The organism is Mariniphaga sp. (assembly GCF_041687215.1).
Taxonomy (GTDB): Bacteria; Bacteroidota; Bacteroidia; order Bacteroidales; family Prolixibacteraceae; genus Mariniphaga.
Genome location: NZ_JAWLCI010000071.1, coordinates 1 through 25,311, shown reverse-complemented (window position 1 = coordinate 25,311; position 25,311 = coordinate 1). Strand labels below are relative to the sequence as shown.

17 protein-coding genes are annotated in these 25,311 nt (G+C 37.6%); all 17 read left to right on the top strand.

The window, feature by feature from the left end; all coding sequences use genetic code 11:
* The first annotated feature begins 476 nt into the window (after positions 1–476).
* The 17 genes from ACESMA_RS18510 to ACESMA_RS18430 all read left to right on the top strand — a co-directional run bounded on the left by ACESMA_RS18510 (position 477) and on the right by ACESMA_RS18430 (position 25,241).
* Positions 477–3,245, top strand: a complete 2,769-nt coding sequence (locus ACESMA_RS18510; protein ID WP_372950355.1) for a T9SS type A sorting domain-containing protein — start codon at positions 477–479, stop codon at positions 3,243–3,245.
* 561 nt (positions 3,246–3,806) lie between these two features.
* Positions 3,807–6,116: a T9SS type A sorting domain-containing protein gene (locus tag ACESMA_RS18505; RefSeq protein ID WP_372950354.1), complete on the top strand. Its 2,310-nt coding sequence runs from the start codon at positions 3,807–3,809 to the stop codon at positions 6,114–6,116.
* A 278-nt stretch (positions 6,117–6,394) separates the two neighbouring features.
* Positions 6,395–8,071, top strand: a complete 1,677-nt coding sequence (locus ACESMA_RS18500) for a tetratricopeptide repeat protein (protein WP_372950353.1) — start codon at positions 6,395–6,397, stop codon at positions 8,069–8,071.
* Positions 8,072–8,073: 2 nt separating this feature from the next.
* Positions 8,074–8,223: a hypothetical protein gene (locus tag ACESMA_RS18495; RefSeq protein WP_372950352.1), complete on the top strand. Its 150-nt coding sequence runs from the start codon at positions 8,074–8,076 to the stop codon at positions 8,221–8,223.
* Positions 8,224–8,394: 171 nt separating this feature from the next.
* Positions 8,395–10,545, top strand: coding sequence for a helix-turn-helix domain-containing protein (locus ACESMA_RS18490; RefSeq protein WP_372950351.1), 2,151 nt, complete (start codon positions 8,395–8,397; stop codon positions 10,543–10,545).
* A gap of 730 nt (positions 10,546–11,275) precedes the next feature.
* Complete coding sequence (locus tag ACESMA_RS18485; protein ID WP_372950350.1) at positions 11,276–11,845, top strand: hypothetical protein; 570 nt, start codon at positions 11,276–11,278, stop codon at positions 11,843–11,845.
* Between the two features lie 164 nt (positions 11,846–12,009).
* Positions 12,010–12,465, top strand: a complete 456-nt coding sequence (locus tag ACESMA_RS18480) for a hypothetical protein (protein WP_372950349.1) — start codon at positions 12,010–12,012, stop codon at positions 12,463–12,465.
* Between the two features lie 132 nt (positions 12,466–12,597).
* Positions 12,598–13,608, top strand: coding sequence for an alpha/beta hydrolase (locus ACESMA_RS18475; RefSeq protein WP_372950348.1), 1,011 nt, complete (start codon positions 12,598–12,600; stop codon positions 13,606–13,608).
* A 9-nt stretch (positions 13,609–13,617) separates the two neighbouring features.
* Positions 13,618–14,292 (top strand): MBL fold metallo-hydrolase, encoded by a 675-nt coding sequence (locus ACESMA_RS18470; RefSeq protein ID WP_372950347.1) that lies wholly within the window; start codon positions 13,618–13,620, stop codon positions 14,290–14,292.
* 138 nt (positions 14,293–14,430) lie between these two features.
* The gene (locus ACESMA_RS18465) at positions 14,431–15,666 is read left to right on the top strand and encodes a choice-of-anchor Q domain-containing protein (protein WP_372950346.1); all 1,236 of its coding nucleotides are present in this window, start codon (positions 14,431–14,433) and stop codon (positions 15,664–15,666) included.
* 23 nt (positions 15,667–15,689) lie between these two features.
* Positions 15,690–16,310 (top strand): C-GCAxxG-C-C family protein, encoded by a 621-nt coding sequence (locus ACESMA_RS18460; protein ID WP_372950345.1) that lies wholly within the window; start codon positions 15,690–15,692, stop codon positions 16,308–16,310.
* Positions 16,311–16,745: 435 nt separating this feature from the next.
* On the top strand, positions 16,746–17,339 hold the full coding sequence (locus ACESMA_RS18455) for a hypothetical protein (RefSeq protein ID WP_372950344.1): 594 nt from the start codon (positions 16,746–16,748) through the stop codon (positions 17,337–17,339).
* Between the two features lie 41 nt (positions 17,340–17,380).
* On the top strand, positions 17,381–17,956 hold the full coding sequence (locus tag ACESMA_RS18450) for a hypothetical protein (RefSeq protein ID WP_372950343.1): 576 nt from the start codon (positions 17,381–17,383) through the stop codon (positions 17,954–17,956).
* 391 nt (positions 17,957–18,347) lie between these two features.
* Positions 18,348–20,237: a helix-turn-helix domain-containing protein gene (locus ACESMA_RS18445; protein ID WP_372950342.1), complete on the top strand. Its 1,890-nt coding sequence runs from the start codon at positions 18,348–18,350 to the stop codon at positions 20,235–20,237.
* A gap of 183 nt (positions 20,238–20,420) precedes the next feature.
* The gene (locus ACESMA_RS18440; RefSeq protein ID WP_372950341.1) at positions 20,421–20,927 is read left to right on the top strand and encodes a hypothetical protein; all 507 of its coding nucleotides are present in this window, start codon (positions 20,421–20,423) and stop codon (positions 20,925–20,927) included.
* 387 nt (positions 20,928–21,314) lie between these two features.
* The gene (locus tag ACESMA_RS18435) at positions 21,315–22,601 is read left to right on the top strand and encodes a right-handed parallel beta-helix repeat-containing protein (RefSeq protein WP_372950340.1); all 1,287 of its coding nucleotides are present in this window, start codon (positions 21,315–21,317) and stop codon (positions 22,599–22,601) included.
* 444 nt (positions 22,602–23,045) lie between these two features.
* Positions 23,046–25,241, top strand: coding sequence for an ATP-binding protein (locus ACESMA_RS18430; RefSeq protein WP_372950339.1), 2,196 nt, complete (start codon positions 23,046–23,048; stop codon positions 25,239–25,241).
* Positions 25,242–25,311: the final 70 nt, after the last annotated feature.

Sequence of the window (25,311 nt, the reverse complement as noted above, 5' to 3'; positions counted from 1 at the left end):
CCTGAACCAGTTCCTTGTCATATTTGAAAAAAGGGTCCAGCTATAAAGAGCTAAACCCTCGGTATTTTTAATTACACACTTTGTGAAACAGTGTCAATTTGAAAAAAATCTGATGATCATTCTCGCAGAACCTGATTTCATTTTTAGCAAAAAATCCTCAACATACCAGGCAATTTCATCACCAAAAACAAAGAAAACCCCTCCTGAAACATACGTACAAGATTTTGCAACATAGATTAAACTTTTTGTAACATACGTGCTATGTTTTACATTATTTTTTGGCGTAACTTGAATAGATAAAAAACTTTAAAATCAAAAAATTAATGAAGTATGCTTTGAAAATCAAAAACTTATTTCTGATTCTAAATGCTTTCGCACTTTTTTTCACCGCATGTGAAAAAGATAACACTTTTTTTTACAGAAACAGTGGATAATACAGTATTAACTTCATTTATTCAACTAAAAACATGGCAACCATGAAAAAACTTATAATCCTTTTAATCAGTTGTATTTTCAGTCTGGCTTCGTTTGCTCAATCTAATCCATGGGACTTTGAAGAATGGGAGGATGGGAAACCCACGGGATGGACTACTTCCTGGAATACGACTCAAGACACAACGAATACTACAGGATTCTGTTGCAGATTTGAACCTTTCCTTTATGATAGTATTCACCGCCCAACACTTATTGGTAAATTTGTTGTTAATTTCAACGATCGTCCAAGATATTTTTCTTTTAAAATAAAAACTGAAGTTTTATATCATACCTCTACTCGTTTTTTTTTGAACTATTCCGTTGTGTTGCGTTATGGTGATGAAGACCCTAAACCATGTTATAGTATAGCGTCGGGTTCTGCTTTTTTTAAAAAATATTATTGTCCGGAAGGTTGGAGACAAATAGTCGTGCCGATCCCTCCCCCATCTTGCAGATCTGGATTTAATCCTGATTCTGCTATCTTATTAGAAAATGTAGAAGTAGGAATTGGATTTGATTTATTTCAGGATCATGCATTCTCATTAAATGCTTTGGGATTGGCTTGGATTGATGGAATAACACTGAGCTCTGTGAACCCACAAAGTATGTTTTCCAATCTTGATTATAAGGACATACTCATTTCAGGGGAAACAGAAACAATTAAATGGGATGGTGGTCCAGATACTGAAAACCTGATACTCAGTTATAGTATAAATGATGGGGCATCATATCAGCAAATAGGTATAGCATCGCCTGGAAGCATTGGTCAGTTAGATTGGGAAATCACTGCTGGATTGTTGGCTGATAAATGTCGTTTAAAATTAACGGTTGAAGGAACTGGTGAAGTACTCGATTCGAGCAATATCTTTTACATCAAGCCCTACCTCCTCACGCGGTTGGAGAGCAATGGAGAAATGACCCAATACAACATTTTAACAGACCGTTGGGGATTTGCCAATTACCCGGAAGATATGTGGCCCGAATGGTATTACAACCAGTTCGATTACAAAGGAATTGATCCTTTCACCAACCAACTGTATGATGATGTTCAGGCGCCAATTTTTGGAGAAATTAATCCTTATACTTTTGTTTCATGGGAGGCATTTGTGAAAGCCTTTACAACGGATGCCTGTTATTTTGATGTTTCAACGGGAATTTATTCTCCGATGGCAATTGCTAACTGGAGCACGGATACCGTCGCTTGGGGAGGTTCATGTTTCGCAATAGCAGGTTCAAATGCACTTGCTTTTTCAAAAAAGGATGCTTTTCTGAGCACATACTCAACATTTCCTGCTTTTGGTACCCCACTGTCCGTAACTTCTTCGGAGGCCGTAATTGATAATATCACCCGGATTTATGCCCATTGCTATGGTGATCCTACCGACCAGAACTGGGATAATCCACCTGCTATTAATCAGATAACTCCACTTCAGGTGGTAAATGAATTAAAAACTCATTTCAGTAAGGCTGATGTTACTCCCCGTTCTATTTCTTTCTGGCATAATCATAGTTCAGGTGGACATTCTGTACTTCCTTATCAGTTGCGGCAGGATGCCAATCATGAAAACATTTACTATATCGACATTTATGATAATTCTTACCCGAATGATTTTGAAGCAAAAATTCAAGTCAACCTTGAAGATAATGGAGGGAACGGAAGTTGGTTCTATGATAACTATCCTGATTGGGGAGGAAGTACAAACTTAAAGCTGGAATGTGATGCAAATGCTTATCTGTCACAGCCCATCTTAAAAAAAGGAGAACGTTCTGATTTTATTCTTGCAGGCGACAGTATCAGGATAGGGGGCAATCGTTTTGAGGATATCAGGATAACGGATAACCAGGGGAAAAGTGCCGGATATTACGATGACCAGTTAAAATATGACATTGAAGGCTCAGTGCCGCTGATACCTCCCACAGGAAGTTTGCGAAAACCGTATGCTTATTATCTGCCGGGTGGAAATTACTCAGTAAAACTTGACAATTTTACCTCTGAAGTCGCAAATGCTTTCTTTTTCTATAACAATAAAGCACTAATATACAAACGAAATGATGCAGGAGAATCTCAAACTGACAGGCTGATTTTTGGCAATGGTCTTTCAATAGCTAATCCTGATGAAGAAAGCAAAAAGGCCCAAATTGATTTAATCATAAAAGAAATGGACAGGGAGAAAGTTTTCCGCCTGCATCCTATGCCACTTGAACCGGATGATTCCATAAGGTTTGAATCTCCTGATGACAACCAGATGATTTTATATAATTATGGAAGCACAAAAAAGTATGGAGCTGAGCTGAACAGTTTTTCTTCCAGTGGGTTTGAACGGTTTGTAAATGACCAGATTACTATTGAGAAAAATACATCTCACCGTTTTATAATCAACTGGACAGATGTTGAAGAGAGTGTACTTACCGTATATGTTGACAATGAAATGGATGGTTCGTTTGAAGATACACTTTTGTTAAATTACCATGTTACCGGTGTTGACGATAAAGAAATAAATTCTCTGATAGCAGATTTAAACCTGCAGGTTTGGCCAAACCCGGCAGAAGATAAAATAACTTTTAGTTACCGGTTAAACTCCGACAGTAAAATATCCATAAAAATATTCGACAGCCTTGGAAGGGAAATAATGACACCCCTTAATCCGGAAAGGCAAATACAGGGAAAACACAACTTACCGGTTAATATAGCAGAACTTCCAGCCGGAATCTATTACTATCATTTCATTATAAACAATTATAAGATTAACGGGAAAATAATCAAATTATAAAATGAGAACTAATGCAAATAAGCAAATAACATAAAGTTAATTTCATTACAAAAGAAGGAGACATCTGTATATCAGAATTTGTAAAATTTAAAATCCAGTATGATGAAAAAGCCAAGAATCCTTTTATTTTGCTGTTTATTCAGCATAGTTTCGTTTGCCCAATCTAATGACTGGGACTTTGAGAACTGGGAGGATGGGCAGCCCACGGGATGGATCACTTCAGTTAATACGACTCAAGACACCGTAAATAGTACAGAATTTTGTTGTAGATTCGAACCTTTCCTTGATGGTACTGCTCATCGTCCAAGGCTTAAGGGTACATTTATTGTTAATTTTAACGAACTTCCCAAATTCTTTTCTTTTAATTTTAAAGCTGCAGTACTTACTCTAGCCAGCACAGGTTTTTTACTCCATTATAGAATTCGGTTAACTTATCCAATTGCAAACTCAGATCATCATTGTTCCAGTTATTTGTCGGATTACGTTTTTTTTAAAAGATATTATTGTCCGAAAGATTGGAAACAAATCGTTGTACCGATCTCCACAGGTACCTGTGCAACTATGGTTAATAATGATTCTCTCATTTCCTTAAAAAATGTAGTTGTAGAAATTGAATTTGAATTTGAGCAGGATCATGCCTTCGCAACAGAAGCTCTGGGATTAGCCTGGTTAGATGCTATTACACTTAGTCCTGTGAACCCACAAAATATGTTTTCCAATCTTGATTATAAGGACGTACTTATTTCAGGGGAAACAGAAACAATTAAATGGGATGGCGGTCCAGATACTGAAAACCTGATACTCAGTTATAGTATAAATGATGGGGCATCATATCAGCCAATAGGTATAGCATCGCCTGGAAGCATTGGTCAGTTAGATTGGGAAATCCCAACTGGATTGCTGGCTGATAAATGTCGTTTAAAATTAACTGTTGAAGAAACTGGAGAAGATCTGGATATAAGCAATGTATTTTATATTAAACCTTACAGTCTCACACGGCTGGAAAGCAATGGAGAAATGACCCAATACAACATTTGGACAGACAGGTGGGGATTTGAAAATAACAGAGAACATGTGTGGCCGGTCTGGTACACCAACCAGATTAATTATAATGGCATTGATGAGCACACTGGCCAGCTTTATGATCACCTCCAGGGCGACTCGGTTTTTTTTAACGCAAAAGCAGAGGACTTTCCAGCCTGGGGAAGCTACACCGGTACTTTTTCGGTTCCTACTTGTTACGATGACCTGATAACAGCACTATATAATCACAAGGCACTTTTAAGCTGGAAGAACAAAAAATACCAATGGAATGGTTCGTGTTTCGGAATAGCTGCGTCCAATGCGCTCGCTTTCGAATCGAAAAATGATTTTTTGAACGCATACCCGAATTTTGGCAATTTTGCTGTGCCTTATACTGTTTCACCAGGCATGGGAACGGTAGCAACCGTAACCGAACTATTTACACACCAGATTGGTAATCCCTCAATTTATAATGATATAGCAGGAAATGGATTAAAAACACCCACCCAGACTGTGGAAGACATTAAAAAAATGTTTAGCACAGGCCATACTGAGATTCGGACGCTGACAATGTACAATAATTCAGGATCAGGTGGCCACACTATAGTACCTTACAAGCTGGAACAGGATACCGTTAACGAACAGTATTATTATATCTATGTGTACGATAACGAAATACCGGATTCAACCAATGCACGTATCAGGGTTGATGTTAGTGCCAACGGAGGGGTTGGCAGCTGGGAACCATTATATGGCTGGCCAGGCTGGGGTGGTGATAAGGATTTATATCTGGAAATACCTTCAAGCTATTATTATGTAAATGCTACCCTAAAAAAAGCAACCAGTTACTATTCCCTTCTGGATAGTTTAATCGAGATAAGTCCGAATGACGGAGCAAATATTCGTATTAAAAATGTAAGCGGAAACACCAGCGGTTATATGGATGATCAGCTACTTGAGGAAATACCAGATGTCCATGCCCTAATGCATAAAGATGGCTCTGAATCACCACCTTATAGTTATCTTGTACCAGCAGGAGAATACACCATCGATATCTCAAACCCAGAAAATAAAGCGGCTGAAGGATATGTATTTACTAAAGACCAACTGTTCTATTACGAACGTAAAAATACTGCACCAGAACAAACAGACCGGCTGTTATATAATGGCTCGCTTACAGCAATAAACCCGGATGATGAGGCAAGAAACATAAAAATGATGCTTATACTGGAAGAGGAGGATGAGGAAAAAGTGTTTAAACTGAATCCTTTTAAACTGGAAAAAGAAGATTCGGTAAAAGTTGAGTCTCCTGACAACAAACACATAATTTTATCCAATTACGGAAGTGCCAAACAATACGGAGTGGAACTACACCATGTTTCTTCCTCAGGATTTAAACGATTTGTAAATGACAGCATTCCAATCGGAGAAAACACATCGCATCTTTTTGAGGTAAACTGGACCGATGTTGAAGAGAGTGTACTTACCGTATATGTTGACAATGAAATGAATGGTTCGTATGAAGATACACTTTTGCTGAATTACCATGTTACCGGTGTTGACGATAAAGAAATAAATTCTCTGATAGCAGATTTAAACCTGCAGGTTTGGCCAAACCCGGCAGAAGATAAAATAACTTTTAGTTACCGGTTAAACTCCGACAGTAAAATATCCATAAAAATATTCGACAGCCTTGGAAGGGAAATAATGACACCACTGAATGTGGAAAGGCAAATACAGGGAAAACACAACTTACCGGTTAATATAGCAGAACTTCCAGCCGGAATCTATTACTATCATTTTATTGTAAACAATTATAAGATTAACGGGAAAATAATTAAAATATAGTGTATTAAAATGGCATAAGGTTCGCCATACAGAACCGGTTATTAATTATGGTTTTGCAAAGCCAGGTCTTAAAATAGTTACGACTCATAGTAAATAGAGTAAATTGTCCATCGCCACCAGTGATGCCCCGATTTTCACTCCAAAAACCCAAAAACCCCTCCTGCAACATAAGTGCAAGCTTTTGCAACATAGTTTAAACATTTAGCAACATACGTGCTATGCATTGCTTTTTGATTTGGCGTAACTTGAATGATATTAACTGCAAAAAATTAAAAATCATGAAAACACCAATTTTACTTTTCGCTGCCATTTTAATGGCATGGGCAACTTCGGCTCAAACTACTTTTTCTGTTCCTGAACGCACCCCGGAGCAACAATATCCGCGGTTAGTTTTGTTGTTGAATTACAACATAAATGTGGCAATCAGTTACGCCAAATCGCATGGGCAAACCGTGGAAGAGTTTGGCAAATATTGCGGCGACCTTTACAAAGAAACCTGGTCCAAAGAAGGTGGCTTCCAGACTTTCGTAACAGGTAATCTAATGAACCTGACCGATCTTTCAGAAAAAGTGGAAATCGTTAACCAAACCGACAAAAAAGTAACGCTGAAAGTAATTGGTTTTTACCCTAATCTGCGCAATAACGAACCCATTCACAATGTAACCTACGATGAATTCATTCGGTTTTTTAAGGCCTCCCATGACCTAATTGCCGAATACCTGGGCTGTACTGTTTCATTTAAAATTTTGGACGACGGATTGGAGGTGGTGCTGGAATCAACACCCGACAAAGAATATGTGGAAAGCCTTTACCAGGCAGGCATAGAACTTCACAGAAAGGCGGAACAAACCCGAAACCGATCGCTGGATAACCGTGCTGCAGGAATATTTAAAAAAGTGATTGAACTTGAACCTAATCATGCTCCTTCGCTTATTCAACTGGGTTGGATTTACAACTCAAAAGAAACAAAAAGGTTTTGGGAAGAAGGATTCCTCGATTCAGCTTTTTATTTTGCCAATCGGGCATTGCAAGCCGACGATAAATCAGCATCGGTTTATGGATTATTATCTACGTTGAATCAAACAAAAGGAAATTATGATGAAGCTTTAAAGATAAGTGAAAAATCGTTAATGTTTGACCCGGGCCAATCAGGCGTTTACCGATTTATGGGTAATTTGTATTTTAATACATGCGACTATCCGAAAGCAGTTGAAATGAACATAAAACAACTAGAACAAGATAAAGCAAACGGCGATAATTTCTATACCTTAAACGCTATGTTTTCTCAATTAGGCAGAACAGGATTTATTAAAGAAAGCGAAGTTTACAATAAACGCCTCTTAAAATTAAACAACGACTCTTCTGCCTATTTTCAGAATTTAATGTTTGAATATTTTTTGTTGGATGATTATGAAGCAGTTAATAAAATGGCTACCGAACGGCTGAAAAAAAAACCGGATGATTTGAACTGTAAATATTTTCTGGTTTGGTCCAATCTTTTTCAAAAAAATTATGATGAAGCCTACCAATGGTTAAACGAGATTCATGAGGTTTCAGTCACAGAAGGAAGACAGGTTAACCCTAATCCATGGTTCGGTTATGCCTTTTCTAAAAAGGGAAAAAATAAGGAGGCAGAGGAACACTTTAGCGGTGCCATTCTGCAGGCAAATCGTCAAATTCAAGCTAATATTTATCCGGAAATAAATTTACCATACCTCACTTTGGCATCCGTTTATTCAGCAAAGGGCGAAACAGAAAAAGCGCTTGAAGCGCTGGGAAAAAATAAAAGTTACCATTTGCAAACAGTTATTTTTCTGAAACAAGATCCTATGCTCGAAAATATCCGCAACGAACCTAAGTTTCAGAAAATATTAAAAGAAACCGTGCGCAAATATGAAAATGCGCACAAGGAAGTTGGAAAAATTCTTGCTACACATGGATTGCTGAACAACTAAAAATGGCTGTTTTACTTTTATCCGGAGAAAATTTTAAAGAGCGACTCAACATCATTACAAAAGCCCGGCTTGCCGATCATCATTTTGGCGTTTCTGCGAGTTCAGGAAAAGCATGTAAAACAAAGAATATTCACCGGTTGAAACGACCATGAATAAAATTTATTCACACAATTGTACCATTATAATTTTCAAGGGAGTTACATCGAATACCTTTAAAAATTAACATTTATAATGAGATGAAAATAATGTTACAAACATTCAAAAAAATTATTCGTAACTTTTCTTAAAAAATACGGTAAAAATCAGTGTTTTAAAAAACCAAAATGACCGGTGCAACCAATAACGGGCAGGATTTTATGAGGCGGCTTACCGAGATTATAGAAGCCAACCTTCAAAACGAGCAGTTTGGAGTGAAAGAACTAATCCGTGAAATGGGCATGAGCCGGTCGGGTTTTCACCGGAGAATTACCGAAGTTGCCAAAATGCCCGCCAATCAGTTTATTTGCCAGGTACGCCTGAAAAAGGCATTAAAAATGTTACGGGAAACATCGTTAACTGTTTCCGAAACAGCATACGAATGCGGATTTCACAGTGTTCCCTACTTTTCAAAATGCTTTCGGAATTATTACGGTTATTCTCCGGGGAAAACAGGCGACCGGAATGAAACAGAGCTTCCTGCCGAAACAGGCAGTCTGCAAAAAAACAGCAAATGGAAAAAATGGCTGATATCGGCGGCAAGTCTAATCATCTTTGGACTGATTATTTTCATCATTTCAGAATCAGCCTGGTTTAGTTCTGATAATTCAGGCAAAAAAGAAATTCCAAACACCATTGCCATACTGCCCTTAAAATTTGAAGGTTCAGATTCCATGAGAATTATGGCAGGCGGATTAACAGAAGCCGTATTAAACCATTTGATGGAGATTGAAAACCTGGTTATCCGTTCCAAAACTTCGGTGGAACAGTATCGGGAAACCACCAAACCACTGAAAGAAATTGCAAAGGAAATGAAAGTAGATTATGTGATTGAAACCAGTGGCTGGCAATACGGTGAAAACCTGCAATTCCAGATAAACCTTGCCGATGCAGAAAACGACAATTATCTCCTTCGGGAACCATACACTGCAAACCTGAAAGAGGACAATTTTTTGGATTTACAAAATCTTATCGTCTTTGATATCATTGAAAAAACAAAAACCCAACTTTCACCACACGAAAAAGAAAAACTGAAAGTGCGGATTACAGATAATCCCGCAGCTCTGAATGCATACCTGCAGGGGCTAAGGTATCTGGATTTATCAGGCCAAAAAGGATATTTCAGCCTATGGCAGCAAGCAAGGGAAGAAAACTTGAAGGCTAAAATGAATTTTGAGAAAGCAATCCAACTGGATACCGGGTTTATAGAAGCTTATTTGAAGCTTGGGCAAATTTATATCAATAACCTGGGGTATGATATATTACATAGAAAAGAATATCTCGATTCAGGATTGGTTATGGCGGAAAAGGCCATTTCCTTGCACAATAACCGGATAAAAGGTGATGAATACCGCCACGCTTTATCTTTAAAAAGCTCCTATATGAGACGACAGGGTAAAATTGAAGAATCAAGGAGTTTATTTGAAGAAGGTTTGAAATATGGCACTGTTAATACACCGGAAAATTACAAAGGTATGTTTTCCACGTATTCTCATCTTGAAGATTATTATGAGGCAATCCACGCTTTTTATAAATATGTTGAACTGAAACCCGAAGAAGAAATAATCGCTCCATGGATGTACAACCAATTCTGTTTAGTTCTTTTTTATACAGGTTTTCCCGACGTGGCAGAAAAGTATTTACTTGAGTGTCTGAATACAAATCTTGATTCAGTTAATTTTTACAATTATATGTGCCTTGGGAATATATACAGCGGAAATTTTGAATCTTCCATCGGGTACGCCAACAAAGGCTTGAAAATTAATCCCAATTCGAACCATTTGCTTTTGCTTTGCAATAAAACTTTTAGCTACTTATTGCTCAGGGAGTTTGAATCTGCGTTTGAAACGCTTAACGAAATTAACAAACATAACTGGCTTAACTTTCCTGAAAACTATTTTACATCGTTAACAGCACTTGTTTACCTCCGAAACGGAAAACCAACACTTGCAAATCAATATTTTCAGGAAGCCATAACAAACCTGAACTACGAAATTAGCACCGGTCATCGCGATGCTTCATTATTCTATTCCCATTTTGAACTGGCCATGATATATGCTGCACTTGATGATAAAGAAAGAGCCCTGCACTACCTGAAGGAAGTAACAAATAAACCAACAATACCCCGCTGGATAATTATTTGTCTTGAAAATCATACTGCACTTGACAATATTCGCCACGACCACGAATTGATAAAACTGGAAAGGGAATTGACAGACAAATATCAAAAAGAACATCAACGGGTTGCAACTTTGTTAAGGCAAAAAGGGGAAATATAACCTGAACTATTCATGAATTTTTAATAATACAAATAAGTTCATCCGCCAACCGGCGGACCGGCTTAGATGAAGTTATCCCGAGTCTTCAGCGATTTACAGCACATGTTTGTTTTATATTATTGAATGTTAAACAACAATAGATAAATGAGTTACCAGTTAATTTGCTCATTTTAAGAATGGCGATGACCATTTTCTAATTCATTTGGTTTTTTATTGGTGATTAATAAGGTAAAATTCAATTGTATAACTTTTTTACTAAGGTTAACCAATTAAAAATAAGGTTTTTAAATACATAAAAACCTTATTTCTTTTTCAAACAAACCTTAGTAGAAATGTTAACCGGATAAAAGCAACCTTATTAACTTATTTATATTGAAAAAATACCGCCATATTTTATTCTACTGAAATCCAAATTAACCAACCCTATATGTGCTCTTTATATAATAAACACTAAAATGAAACTACCAAATAAATGGTTGAATCTTCGGGATTACTGAATCTTTGTCGTCCCGAGGCTTTAGAAAAATTATTTATTGATTATCCGGACTGAGATTGCATCGGCATGCTTCATAAACTATTTAATGAACATTTATTACACTCCTGGCACATAAGTATAACCTTTTGAAACAGGAATTAAAGAATCTGGGAAAAAAGTGCTAAGTATTGCTTTGGGTTTTGTTTTAAATTGAACATTAATTATTAAAAAATCATAACGTAAAGGAGGTAGGTCATGAAAATCAAAACATTTATTTTAATCGTTTGTGCATTTGCACTTTTTTTCACAGGATGTGAAAGGGATGAATTTTTTGCCGAACCAGCAGATAATTCAATATTAAAATCGGCCATGAATAAAGAGTTGCCAATTAAATTAATTGGTAATGGTTATGTTACTGTTACGGAAGTTTGGAAAGACTTTTTGGGACCTGATATGGATTTTCCTGCCGAGGGAATTAGTTACGGAGTTATGACTCATTTGGGAAAACTACAAGCAGAAAAAAGTATTTGGTACACAACTGGAGTTGCACCTGACCCGGAAAACGAAGGATTTCTTATCTGGTCTCAGGAAGGCGATTGGTGCGCTGCGGATGGAGATATGCTGCACTGGACAATAGTTGGGAGTTTGGAAATTGGCGCCGGTAAGGTTAGCGGCAGAGCCGAATTGGATGGCGGAACGGGCCGGTTTAAAAATGCAACTGGTTATTTTGATTTAAACGGGCATGTTGACCCTGAAAATCCTACTACTCGGTTTATTGTTGATTCCGGTGTCGGGATGATTTCCAATGTGGGTAGCGGCAAATAGCAAAAATCAATGAATGCCGCCAGAAAAAAAAGTAAAAATTATCCATTTGCAACATAAGTGCAAGCTTTTACAACATAATTTAAACTTTTTGAAACAAAAATGCTATGCATTGCATTTGCAATTGTTGTAACTTAAATGAATGAAAAACTTAAAAATTAAAAATCATGAAAAAATTATTCTTTTGGATTTGCCTGTTATCTTTTTCATTTTTTGCAACTGATGCAATGGCAAATCTGTCCGGAAATGAATCAGCAATCGCTGAGAAATTTAACTTGAACGTGGTTAAGGAGAAACATCCCAGACCATTTAAAAGTACTGTTGTTTACAACACTGCAATTCCCGGTATTGGAATAGGAAAAGCCACACACATGGGATTTATTACCACAGATTCTTTTTTTGATTTTTCAAATGGTGTGGGGATTGAAAAAATTCATGCTTCAAATGGCGACGAATTGGATATGACCTGGACCTGGAATTTGGCAGATAACACAGGTACTTATCAGATTACCGGCGGAACGGGTCGGTTTGCAGGTGCCACAGGAAGTGGCGAATGGTCAGGTGTTTTTTCATCTAACTATCAGTTCTTTACTATCCACATTAATGGTGATATTGTTTACTGAATTGGTAATTTGACTTATAACTGAAATTGAAAATGAATCAACTCCATATTGAAGGTTTGCAGGAATCTGAGACTCCGGATTCCTGCAAATTTTACCAAAAAGCCACTTTAAATGCCATTAAAATTAACGCAAATGAAAACAGTTCAAACTTTTCTGAAATTCTCAACCAAAATTTTGTTGCCGGTTTTATTTTCGGTTAGCACTTTACTTTGCTCAGCTCAGGAAAATGTTAAAAGCCTTACGTTTTACAGTAAATCGTTAAAAAAAGATCGAAAGGTTGAGGTGTTTTTACCGGAAGATTATAATGAAAATGAATCAGTAAGATACCCGGTAATTTACTTTTTGCATGGATGCGGACAAAACAGTTTTAGTGAAGGAAACATACACTATATTTTAAATAAACTGATAAATAACAAAACAATATCGCCTGTTATACTTGTAAAGCCCGATGGAAGCTGCCCTGACTGGGAAAGCAGTTATTTTATGAACTCTGCTTTAAACGGAAATTTTGAGGATTACCTTGTAAAAGACCTGGTGGAATATATCGATTCTGCTTATAGAACAATTGCATTGAGGGATAAAAGAGCAATTATGGGATATTCCGAAGGTGGCAGTAATGCGATAAGAACGGCACTGAAACATCCGGATAAATACAGTGGTGTGGTTTCTCATTCCAGCAGACCAAATATGAGTTCGCACTCACTTTATATTCCCGGAATTTTATCAGAAAATGGCGGAGCGCCGGTAGATTCATTTCGTCCAAATGCCGGACCATGGTCTCTTGGTATTTTTTCAATGGCTGCCGCATTTTCGCCAAATTTAAACAATCCACCCTATTTTGTTGATTTCCCGGTTGACAGGAATGGCAATTTTATCGATTCGATCTGGAATCGATATTTGTTGAACGACTGCTCTTTTCTGGCCAAAAATATTTCAAAGGAAGACGATTTGGCCATTTATTTTGATTGCGGAACCTGGGATGAATTAGGAGTTTATCCATTTAATACCAGTTTTGCCGATTCGCTGAAAAAAATAGGATTGCCCCATCAATTTCAATCCTACCCCGGCGGCCACTACGACAGGGACAGCAGATACCCCATTGGAATGGCGTTTCTGGATTCGGTGATGAATAAAGTCAAATAAATGTTCATTATGAAACCACAAATTTTCTCTCTTAAATTCGGAATAAACACCTGTTACATCATCAAAGGTGAAGGAACCATCATGATTGACGGGGGTCCTTCAAAAGCAAGAGAAAAATTCAAAAAGTATCTGATTCAGTATTCCATCAATCCAAACGAAATTAAATTGGTTGTATTGACCCATGCCGATTTCGATCATTCAGGGTCGGCAGGGGCAATCAGGGAAATAACCGGCGCTAAAATAGCTGTCCACGAAAACGACAGGGCAATTCTGGAAGAGGGGCGATTTAATTTTCCCCCCGGAGTAACTGCCTGGGGAAAAATCTCGCACGCCATTTTTGAACCCCTTTTGAAAAAAATTCCAATACCTCCCCAAAAAGCTGATATCATTTTAAATAATGAGGATTACCCGCTTTCAGATTTCGGAATTGATGGCAGAATAATTTATACCCCGGGGCATACTGCAGGGCACGTTTCGGTATTAATGGATAATGGTGATCTTTTTGCCGGTTGCCTGGCACACAATATCCGCTTGTTTACTCCGGGACCGCGATTACCGATATATGCAGAAGATATTGAACAAATCAAAAAAAGCTGGAAACTGGTTATCGACCAGGGTGCAACAATGATTTACCCGGGCCATGGAAAACCGTTTCATATCGATTCAATTATAAAATATTTGTGAATTTCAGAGATTACAAAATGAACTACAGATTTATAAAATAGCTTGTCATGAAACGAGCATTACAAAATTTCGTCACACAGATGAATTATTATAAGCGAGTTACATCGAATACCTTTAAAAATTAACAATTATAATGAGATGAAAAATAGAAATATTTTGGCCTATTCACTTTTAACAGTGATGTTTTTATTCCTCTACACGAATATTTCAGCTAAAAAAATTCCTGAAGGAAATGTAAGTGGAACCTGGACAAAAAAAGCCTCTCCTTACTATGTTAATGGAGAGATAACCATTCCCGACGGTGAAACGCTGACCATTGAACCAGGCGTGGAAGTAATTTTTGAAGGGCATTACAAATTCAATGTTCAGGGAAGATTACTGGCTATCGGTACTGAAAAGGATACGATTACTTTTACGGCGAAAGATAAAGAAACCGGCTGGCATGGAATTCGTTTCGAAAATACACCGGCAAGCAACGATTCCAGCAAAATTATTTACTGTAAGCTTGAATTCGGAAAAGCCAATTCCGGGATCCAGGTAAAAGACAGATTGGGAGGTGCAATCTGTGCAACAACAGGTAAGTTGAGAATTTCACATTGCCTGTTCCGCAAAAACATGAGTTATCATCCAAGTATAGACCAATCAGGTGGTGGCGCAATTTTTTTAAGTGGAAATCCGGTTATTGAATATTGTGAGTTTTGTTGTAACGAGAGTACCTTTGGAAGTGCCCTGCTCATTTTTCAATCCAATGTAAGTCCAGTAATCCGTAATAATTATTTTCACCATAACGGCGGCCATGGTACAATTAACATTGGAAGCTGGAGTGGTATTAATACTTCACCGGTTTTTATGAATAATATTATTGCCAATAATCACTCCAACGGACATGGCGTAATTCATTTCAGTAATGGTGGCGGCCAGACTGTTTTTATCAATAATACCATTGTTAATAATACCTGCGACGGAGACGGAGGCGCCATTTTTACCAATTACGAAACAGCAAAACCCTTGTTTGTAAATACCATCATTTACGGGAACAAACCCGCTCAGGTCAGGCTTGAAATTGACTCGGAACTTCATTTTTTTAACTGTCTGATCGAGGGTGGCAAGAATAAATTTTCAGGCCAAAGTTTTACCGGGACTTATCAAGACATTATAGAAGAAAATCCTCAGTTTGAAAACAAAGCCAACTTCGATTTTCATTTAAAAGTCGGTTCGCCTTGTGTTGGCAGAGGAATAGATTCTGTTGAAGTAAACGGAATTTGGTACCATGTGCCAAAGATTGATTTTGAAGGTAATCCCAGACCAAATCCATTAGGAACTGCACCGGATATTGGTGCATATGAAAGTAACTCACCAAATAGTTCAAATTAATAAAAACCTAAAAACTATTCAATATGGAAACAAAACAAAAACGATTTAAATCTCCTTGTAAAAATAATTGTAACAGAAGATTATTTATTTTAAAAGGTTCTCAACTTGCCGCAGGAATAACATTTATTCCCGGTATTTTAAATTCTTCATTTACGAACTTTCAACAACAAACAAAAGAAGAGATTCACCAAAAGCTTGACGAACTGGTTTATAAAAACTTCCAGGTTTACGGAACATGTTCACAAGCTACTTTCAGCACATTAAACGAAGTATTTGATTTAAATGCTGAAAACATTACAAAAGCGCTGGCCTCTTTTCCGGGAATTGCCATGCGTGGTGAAACATGTGGTGCAGTTTCGGCGTGTTTGCTGGGAATTGCACTCGTTTATGAAAAAGAATCTGAAAGTAAAGAAAGACCAAAATTATCAGATAGTCCATCCATGAATTTTTGCACCCGTTTTGAAAATGAATATGGTTCAACACGTTGCAGGGATGTAATCCGGAAGGTGTCAAAAAAGGAATACCAGATAACCAAACCAGAAGATTATGTTATTCTGGCACAGGATGGCGCTCTGAATAATTGTCCCGAAGTGGTTAAAAAAGCATTGCACTTTGCCGCTGATATCATTATGGAGAATGTGTAAACTGAATTCAGTTAAAATTTGGTTTAAAGGATTTCTCAAATAATTGCTAATATGAACGATAAAATATCAAAACAAACAGGCGCCAGCATACCCGGAAGCGTCAAATAAACAAACAACAAATCAGGCTTTTTGAGCTGGTGACTTTGGTTCACCCGCTCAATGAATCCCATACCATATTTATTCACCTGCTGAACTTGTAGTCAGCAGGTGAAAATTCAAAGATAAGCTGGTAATTCAAAATCTATTGATAATTTTTCAAATGTATTTTCAATCCGCTAATCAGCCCAAACCCCCTCCTGCAACATAATTGAAAGAATGTGCAAAAAATTGAAAGTTTTTGCAACATAGTTGCTATGCACTGCCAGCTTTTTCTCCCGAAATTGAATGTGGATTAAATCATTTAATCCGCATTGTTTAATTTTAAAACTAATGATTATGAAAACATTTTTAAAAATTTTCATTTTTGCAGTATTATTTGGACTCTTGGCCGGCTGTGAAAAAACCGCGGAGTTTTTCGAAAATGAAACTCCTGATTTAAAAAGTGCACAACCGCAAAAGATTACTGTACCGTTCGAAGCGAACTTACTCGGGGAAATTGCCAGTATTGATTGGGAAGCCCAGGAATGCATTGAGGAGGGCTACTTTGTCCGTGTTATTGTTGAGACAACCGGGAATGCAACCCACATGGGCAAAGTTTCCTTAACTTTTAATTTCTGTTCAGGCGGGGCTCCAGATCCGAATATTGAGGGTTCCAAATATACCTATGCCGGTTCTACTGCTGACTTAATTGCAGCAAACGGTGATGTGCTTTATCTATCTTTTGATGACGGCATTGTAATGAATGGAAGAACAGATGAACACCCTGATGATGTATATGAATACTGGAGAACGCCGGTATCCGTTTTGGGAGGAACAGGTAGGTTTGAAGGTGCAACGGGAGATTTAAGTTCGGATGATTATGTCACTACAGATGACCAAACCCATCATCGATTTTATGGAAAAATTACCCTGGTAAAAGGGAAAAAGTAATTCAAAAAAAATCCGCAGGTTTAATTTTAAAATCAACGATTATGAAAACATTTTTAAAAATTTTCTTTTTTGCAGCATTATTTGGACTCTTAGCCGGCTGTGAAAAAACCGGGGAGTTCTTCGAAAATGAAACTCCTGAGTTGAAAAAAGCACAGGTTGAGGTAACCGTGCCGTTTAAAGCTGATTTTGTTGGTAATTACTTACCGACATCTGGAGTTGATGTTGAAATGTGCGGTGATTATCCCATGATTCGTATTTTTAATGAAGGCGGCGGGACAGGCACCCATCTTGGCAAGTTTACGCATTACTTTGATTTCTGCGTTAACAATGAAACGGGTGAATATCCCTTTGGACATATTGAGGCTTATTTTGTTGCTGCTAACGGGGACAAACTATTTGTTTCAGTTGCAGGTCAGGTTCTGAACGGAAAATTGGATTATCACCCGGAGGATGTGAATTCCTATTTTAAAGATCCTTTTGTAATATTAGGAGGTACCGGCAAATTTGAAGGGGCAACTGGCAACGGCTGGACCGACGATTACAACAGGGATTCCTATCCTGAAAATTCGTTCCATCATTGGGCTGGTGAAATTACCCTGGTAAAAGGCAAAAAATAAAACCCTGAAAACCGTTCCTGCGGAACCCGGAACTCTTTTGGTTTAATCCACAGGTTCCGTTGAGTGATATAGGTTTTTCCCCTCCATTCTTTGGTTGCACCGGTTATTTGGTTTGATTTGAATGGAGGGGTTTTTATTGAAATTGCGGGAGTTTAATTCCCTAATGGTGAAATTTGCTGATATGTAACAAATTCTCCTGATTCTGCAAAAAACAAATTATGCCACAGATTTCTAATGATTCAATACGTTGAATCTGTGAATCTGTGGCAATTTTCTGGTTCCAAATAAAATTTAAAAAATCAGTCATTAAAAAATTCCGGTAATCACTTCCAAAAAAATTCGTAACTTTTCTTAATAAAAACAGTAATAACCAGTGTTTTAAAAAACCAAAATGACCGGTGCAACCCATAACGGAAATGATTTTATCAGCCGGCTGAGAGAAATCGTTAAAGCGAACTTTCACAACGAACAGTTCGGGGTAAATGAATTGGCACAAATATCGGGTTTGAGCCGTTCGCATATCCACCGCAGATTAAAAACCTTTTCCAATAAATCAGTCAGCCAGTTTATCAGGGAGGTAAGGCTTGAAAAAGCAAAAGAATTGTTGGAAGAGGGGAATCTTACAGGTTCTGAAATAGCATACAAAGTGGGATTTGGAAGCCCTTCTTATTTCATAAAAAGCTTTCACGATTATTTTGGGTATCCACCCGGAGAATATGCCAGACACGCTGATGAGCCGGATAAAAATCAGGATTTAACAAGCTCTTCGGAAATAGAGGAAAACAAAAAAAAGTTTTTCCGGAATAGAAAGTTGATGGTGTGGGGACTTGTTCTGCTTTTTGTTCCATTGCTGTTTCTGGCAAATAAGTATTTTTTTGAAGAATCAGGGAAACCTGATTTGGAAAAATCTATTGCTGTGCTGCCATTCAAGAACCTGAGTGATGATTCGGAAAACAAATATTTTGCCGATGGAATTATGGATGATATGCTAAATCATTTATCCCACATTGAAGACTTTAGGATTATTTCCCGAACCTCAACTGAAAAATACAGAAACAGTGAAAAATCATTGGCACAAATTTCCAAAGAACTTGGTGTTTCATATATCATTGAGGGAAGTGTGCAAAAGTTTGAAAAGAGGGTAAAAATCATTATTCAATTAAATGATTACAATGGAATTCATGTCTGGTCGGAAAGTTTTGACAGGGAACTCGATGATATTTTTAATCTGCAAAGCGAAATTGCCAAACTGGTTGCATCGAATTTGGAAACGGTTCTTTCACCTCAGGAAATTGAGCAAATAGAAAAAAGATATACTGATAATCCGGAAGCGTATGATTTATACCTGCAAGGTCGGTTTTACCATCAGTTAAGAACGAAAGAAGGTTTTCAGAAAAGCCTGGAATACCACAACAAAGCGCTTGAACTCGATTCAAATTATTGTCAGGCTTATGCCGGATTAGCTGACGTTTATTTTACCGGCACAGGGTTTGGCAAATTTATAAGGGATGAGGGTATTCCCAAAAGCAGGGCTTATGCTTTAAAAGCGTTAAGTATCGATAAAAACCTTGCCGAAGCACATGCAACTTTAGGGGGAATAGCCATTCATTTCGATAATGATTGGGAGACAGCAGAGAAAGAACTTAAACTGGCCATGACACTCAATCCCCAATATCCGCGGGCTTATCATTTGTATGCACAATACCTTACTGTAATTGGGAAAGAGGAGGAATCCCACTTTTACCTTAACAAAGCGCTTGAATTAGATCCAAACGACAGACATTTAGTTTGGTTTAAGTATTACTTGTATAGCAGAGAAGGCAATTATGACAAAGCGCTCGAAATGGCGGATAAACTTTTTCATATTGATGGAAATGAAAGAGGACATTTTAGGAGGAATTTTTATGCTTATCTCAGGCAAAACAATATCACAAAAATTATAGAAGAATTTAAAAATCTTCAGTCCAAAATCTCATCAGGAGTAACCCCTGAAATGGTTGACAGCATTTATGCTGAAAAAGGGAATGATGGATTTATACGTTTTATCATTGCATTTAAATTGGAAAAAAATGAAATATACCTTAATGAAATGGCTGCTTTTTATTCAGTTATTAATGAAAAAGATTCGGCAATAACTTACCTGGAGCGCTCTTTTGAAAGTGGTCTTACAGGCCTTATAAGGGCTTTAGGTGAAAAAGAATTTGATAATATTCGCTCAGAACCCAGATTTAAAGAGCTCATAAGAAAAACGAACCTGGAGGATATTGATTTTACTCATTAAAAAACGGCAGGTTAAACCCACAAACAACATAATTTATATTCATGCAACATGATTACATCAATTTGCAGGAAATTTGAAACTTTTAGCAACATAGTTGCTATGCATAGCCTGCATTTTCTCCCGAAATTGGTTGTGGATTAAATAAATATAAATCCGCATTGTTTAATTTTAAAATTAACGATTATGAAAACATTAGTAAGACTATTTTTTATTATGGCTGTAATCAGCCTGGTTGCAGGATGCAACAAAACAGATGAATTTCCGGAAGGAAATATGACTGACAACCAGTTGAAATCTGCCGATTCCAGAACCATTAACTTCGAAATGCCACCTGGATATGCGACACCAATAATATGTGACGGTGAAGAAGTTGATTATTTGGAAGTAGGAGAAGATGGAGTAGGAGGTGAAAATCTTTATGCACATGCAACAGCACACATTATTAATGGCAAATTTGTATGGGTGATTGTTCATGTCAAAGGAACACTTACAAGTCAATCGACGGGTGAGATATTTAAAATAAACGAGATTAACAAAGTAACTTTCGGTGAAAATGAAGAGATAGCAACTATGTTTACTCGCACACACGCCAAGGGAAACAAAGGTACTCATGTAATTATGTTTTTTGAAGTAGACTGGGTGAATCTAACATTTATGCTGACAAAAGGCATTTGTCCGCCAGAAAATTAAATGTTTACAAGATCAAACAATCCGGCAAGGAAAGTTGGCTCTTGTTAAAGGGAAAAGGTAAACTAAAAAGTGAATATCACTAAACTGTGTCGGGAGCCAATTCAATTAATGATTTAATCCATTGGCTTCCAAAAAATCGAAGTTTTCTCCTCCATTCTTTGGTTGCACCGGTCATTTGGTTTGATTTGAATGGAGGAGTTTTTTATTGCACACAAACTTGTCCTCATGTATCTTTTTTACCATCTCCGGCAACATAATTGCAGCAATTGGCAAAAAATTGAAACTTTCAGCAACATAATTGATATGCTCTGCCTGCTTTTTCTCCCGAAATTACAGGTGGATTAAATCATTTTAAATCCGCATTGTTTAACTTAAAAATTAACGATTATGAAAACATTAGTAAGACTATTTTTTATTATTGCTGTAATCAGCCTGGTTGCAGCATGTAACAAAACAGATGAATTTTTTGAAGAAACTCAGTTAGAGCTTAAAAAAGCAAAAATTAAAGTAATGCCAAGTATGGCTGCCGATGTACTTGTAAAAGCTGAAGAAGATTGGAATAATATCAACGATGCTTTACAGAATGCCGGTTCGGGAGAAATTGTGCAACTTGCTGAAGGCCTGTTTTACCTACATAAAAGTATTATTCGCAAAGATTTTAACGGAAATCTTAGAGGCTCTGGGGTGAATGAAACAACTATTCAAACTGTGCCGGGAGAGTTATTTGATGTAAGTGGATGTCCTAAAATTAATTGGACATTCGAGGAGAATGACGGAGGTTTTATGTTTTGTTTTCCTCATGACTTTACTGACGATGAACGAACAGTGACGGTATCTGACTTGTCGATTGTTGTGAGTGAACCAACTACACCGTATTTGCGGTGGAAAAACTCAGATAAAGAGAAGGAATTTAATTCGTTGCAGGCAATCAATGTATTCTATACCAAACTGGATAATGATTTAGCAAATCCTATAGATTTAAATGTACTTTATAAAAATATTAGTATAACAGGCGAAAAAGATGAAAAGTATTTAAATGAAGGCCTTAGCATTTTTCACGGCTTAACTGCTTATGGACTATCAAACGGAACGTTTGAAGCTAAAAATGTATATATCGAGAATGCGGCCGGGTGTATCACGCCCTTTGCTTTCTATGGTGATGATGCAACAGTAACTGTTAAAAATTCAAGTTTAAAATCTTGCGTTTATGGTATCTATTCTTTCCTTAACCATAGCTGGACAATCCTAAATAATGATATTGAAGACAGTAAACTTGGTGTTGTCATGCTGAAGCAAAATCCATTGGAAGAAATACCAGAAGGCCCCGACGGGGTTTCATCTGTTAAGAACAACAGAATCCATTTTGAGTATACGCTTGGATTGGGAGTGGGAATACAAAATGTGAATAATGTAGAGATTAAAAATAATACTTTCGTGGGAAGTAGTATGTTTGGTGGTATCGGAGGGGCAGGTGCCATAAATGGAGGAGAGAACTGGATTGTAAAAGATAACGACCTGTGTGGCGTAGTTCCTCAACCTCCCTTTAATTGTACCATCTGGTTAAACAGATTAACGAATTCTCAAATAAAGAATAATGCCAACCAGGTTATTGGAGGCCCAGGTGCTCTTGAGCCTACTAACATTATTGGTGAAGGCAGGGAATGTGATGAATGAAAAAATATTTCCGCCAAATTATATTTCGAGAAACTGGGTGGGATCCAACTCTATTGATTTAATCCACTGGTTCCGCTTTGTGTTGAAGGTTTTTCCCCTCCATTTTTTGGTTGCACCGGTTATTTGGTTTGATTTGAATGGAGGGGTTTTTAATTTATCTCCTGCTGCTGGTTGAAACTTTCATGGCTGCCTTATGGTTAACGTATGCAGCATTGCGCTGATTTTAAAACAAAATCCGGGAAATGAGAAAAATCAACCTATCGCCCAAATTGTCGTTTTGCCACTGTCATAAGTGTAATTAAATAGAGTCGTAACCCTGATTAAGCTTCACAACCTTCCTGTCAGTCTATAAAATAATTTGGCTGCTTGTTGATTAATATTCTAATAAGCATTAACTTGTATTACGTGTTTCGTGGTTTTAAACAAGTAAACATATATTATAAGGTGAAAAGATGGATTAACAAAATAGGGGAAATAACAATTGCCCGGATTGACCGGTATCTTGCAGATCCACGTTTGGAACCGGAAGCCCAACTTCGCAAACGCTGGGCCTGGATATGGTTTTTAGTTACCTGTGTATTTGTTTTAATTTCATGTGTTCACTTTTTTTTTGTGGTGCAAATGTGGCCAATGTGGTGGGGCGGCGTTATATTTATTGCAGGGTACATTGTTGGCTTTCCGTTATTAAAGCGTGTAAAACGGTTTGACATAGTTATAAATGCCATTTTTTCCGTTTATACGATAACAGCAATGTTCATGATGCTTCATACCGGCGGACTTACAACATCAATGGGGTTTATTTTTATTGGAATGAATTGCGCCATGGGCTCGGTGCTGGCCGGCAATCTGCGCTGGTCAATCGGCATGTTTATTCTTTACTGCGCAACAATAGTGGTAGTCGGTATTTTTCAATCGTCGCTAACCACACCGGATTACATTACCCCGCGCGAAAATACAATTTCATTTGTAGGGCTTGCACTTTGGATAAATGCCTGCATCCTGTTCATTGTCATTTTATTCATGAAAGATAAAAACAAGTATGAAAAAGCCGAAGCCGAGAAATTGCGTAAAATTGACGAAGCCAAAACACTTTTATATACCAATGTTTCGCATGAGTTCAGGACTCCGTTAACGGTCATTCAGGGCATTGCTGATCATATGGAACAAAATACAGGGTATTGGCGTCAGCACGGTCCGGCGAAAATTAAAAAGCAGAGCAGTATTTTGCTACGGCTTGTCAATCAAATGCTGAATATATCCAAACTGGAGGCCGGAAGCATGCGTTTGGATTTAATCCAGGGCGATCTCAGAAAATATGTAAGACATTTAACCGCATCTTTTCAAAGCCTGGCGCAAAAAAAGAAAATCGAATTGGCATTCAATCAAAAAGATAGCCCGCTAATTGCCGATTTCGACAAGGGAATTGTATTCCATGCTGTTTCCAATCTGCTCTCCAATGCTATAAAATTTACTCCTCCGGGAGGAGAGGTGACAGTTTCGGTAACCGACAAAATTATAAACAACAAACAATCTGTAGTAATTGAAGTCGCTGATACAGGGAAAGGCATTCCGGTTGAACTGCACGAACGTATTTTTGAACGTTTTTACCAGGTCCCGGATGAGGATATTCAAACCCCGGGCACCGGACTGGGATTATCACTCACCCGGCAAATGGTGCAATTGATAAAAGGGGAAATTCGTTTGGAAAGCGAGCCGGGTTTGGGTTCCAGGTTCAAAATCATTCTGCCTTTATCAAATACTGCAAAAAAGGCAGATGATGCAGATATACTGCATCCTGAATTTACGATTGATCAATTCGAAACAGGAATTGATGCTCATGAAAAATCATTCCGGATTAATTCTTTAAAGAAATCATCCAATCCCATTCTGTTAATTGTGGAGGATAATGCAGATGTGGTGGAATACCTGGTGGAAGTATTGCACGAAGATTACACAATTGAGCTGGCAAATAACGGAATGGAAGGCCTGGAAAAAGCGCAACAGATAATTCCTGATATAATTCTTTCCGATGTGATGATGCCAAAAATGGATGGATTTGAATTGCTCCGGCAACTGCGAAACGATTTCCGTACCGATCATATCCCTGTGATGATTTTAACGGCACGCGGAGATTATGTCAGCAAAATAGAAGGACTGGAAATTGGCGCCGATCAATACCTCGTAAAGCCGTTTGATGAGAAAGATTTAAAACTGCGCCTTCGAAATCTTTTTGAATCGCGGCGCAAAATGCAGGCAAAACTCGCAGCCACAAATGCACATGCTGAAATAAAGAGTGCAGGTTACCGGCGGCAACTGGATTTTATCATCAAAATAAATAGCCTGCTGGATGAAAATTTATCGGACGAAGAATTCGGTATAACACAAGTTTATCGTGCGCTGAATATGAGCCGGGCCCAGTTGTACCGTAAATTTTCTGCACTGACAAATAAATCCCTGGGTCAACACATTCGATCGTATCGCCTGCAAAAAGCAAAACAGATGATTGAATTTGAAGGCAAAAATGTTACCGAAGCTGCACTGGCATCCGGTTTCAAAAACCTTTCCCATTTCAGTAGTGCTTTCCACGAGGAATTTAGTTTTGCACCGAGCGAAATCAGCAAATCCGGAATATCTCATTAAGATTTGAGATAATCACCAAAACATTGGAGACAATCACCAAAGCAACAGCTTTTTCTTTGGGATAAATTTA

Excerpts from the sequence above, each read along its gene's own strand:
- ACESMA_RS18510 (WP_372950355.1), top strand. The coding sequence starts at position 477 with ATGAAAAAACTTATAATCCTTTTAATCAGTTGTATTTTCAGTCTGGCT.
- ACESMA_RS18505 (WP_372950354.1), top strand. The coding sequence starts at position 3,807 with ATGGTTAATAATGATTCTCTCATTTCCTTAAAAAATGTAGTTGTAGAA.
- ACESMA_RS18500 (WP_372950353.1), top strand. The coding sequence starts at position 6,395 with ATGAAAACACCAATTTTACTTTTCGCTGCCATTTTAATGGCATGGGCA.
- ACESMA_RS18495 (WP_372950352.1), top strand. The coding sequence starts at position 8,074 with ATGGCTGTTTTACTTTTATCCGGAGAAAATTTTAAAGAGCGACTCAAC.
- ACESMA_RS18490 (WP_372950351.1), top strand. The coding sequence starts at position 8,395 with ATGACCGGTGCAACCAATAACGGGCAGGATTTTATGAGGCGGCTTACC.
- ACESMA_RS18485 (WP_372950350.1), top strand. The coding sequence starts at position 11,276 with ATGAAAATCAAAACATTTATTTTAATCGTTTGTGCATTTGCACTTTTT.
- ACESMA_RS18480 (WP_372950349.1), top strand. The coding sequence starts at position 12,010 with ATGAAAAAATTATTCTTTTGGATTTGCCTGTTATCTTTTTCATTTTTT.
- ACESMA_RS18475 (WP_372950348.1), top strand. The coding sequence starts at position 12,598 with ATGAAAACAGTTCAAACTTTTCTGAAATTCTCAACCAAAATTTTGTTG.
- ACESMA_RS18470 (WP_372950347.1), top strand. The coding sequence starts at position 13,618 with ATGAAACCACAAATTTTCTCTCTTAAATTCGGAATAAACACCTGTTAC.
- ACESMA_RS18465 (WP_372950346.1), top strand. The coding sequence starts at position 14,431 with ATGAAAAATAGAAATATTTTGGCCTATTCACTTTTAACAGTGATGTTT.
- ACESMA_RS18460 (WP_372950345.1), top strand. The coding sequence starts at position 15,690 with ATGGAAACAAAACAAAAACGATTTAAATCTCCTTGTAAAAATAATTGT.
- ACESMA_RS18455 (WP_372950344.1), top strand. The coding sequence starts at position 16,746 with ATGAAAACATTTTTAAAAATTTTCATTTTTGCAGTATTATTTGGACTC.
- ACESMA_RS18450 (WP_372950343.1), top strand. The coding sequence starts at position 17,381 with ATGAAAACATTTTTAAAAATTTTCTTTTTTGCAGCATTATTTGGACTC.
- ACESMA_RS18445 (WP_372950342.1), top strand. The coding sequence starts at position 18,348 with ATGACCGGTGCAACCCATAACGGAAATGATTTTATCAGCCGGCTGAGA.
- ACESMA_RS18440 (WP_372950341.1), top strand. The coding sequence starts at position 20,421 with ATGAAAACATTAGTAAGACTATTTTTTATTATGGCTGTAATCAGCCTG.
- ACESMA_RS18435 (WP_372950340.1), top strand. The coding sequence starts at position 21,315 with ATGAAAACATTAGTAAGACTATTTTTTATTATTGCTGTAATCAGCCTG.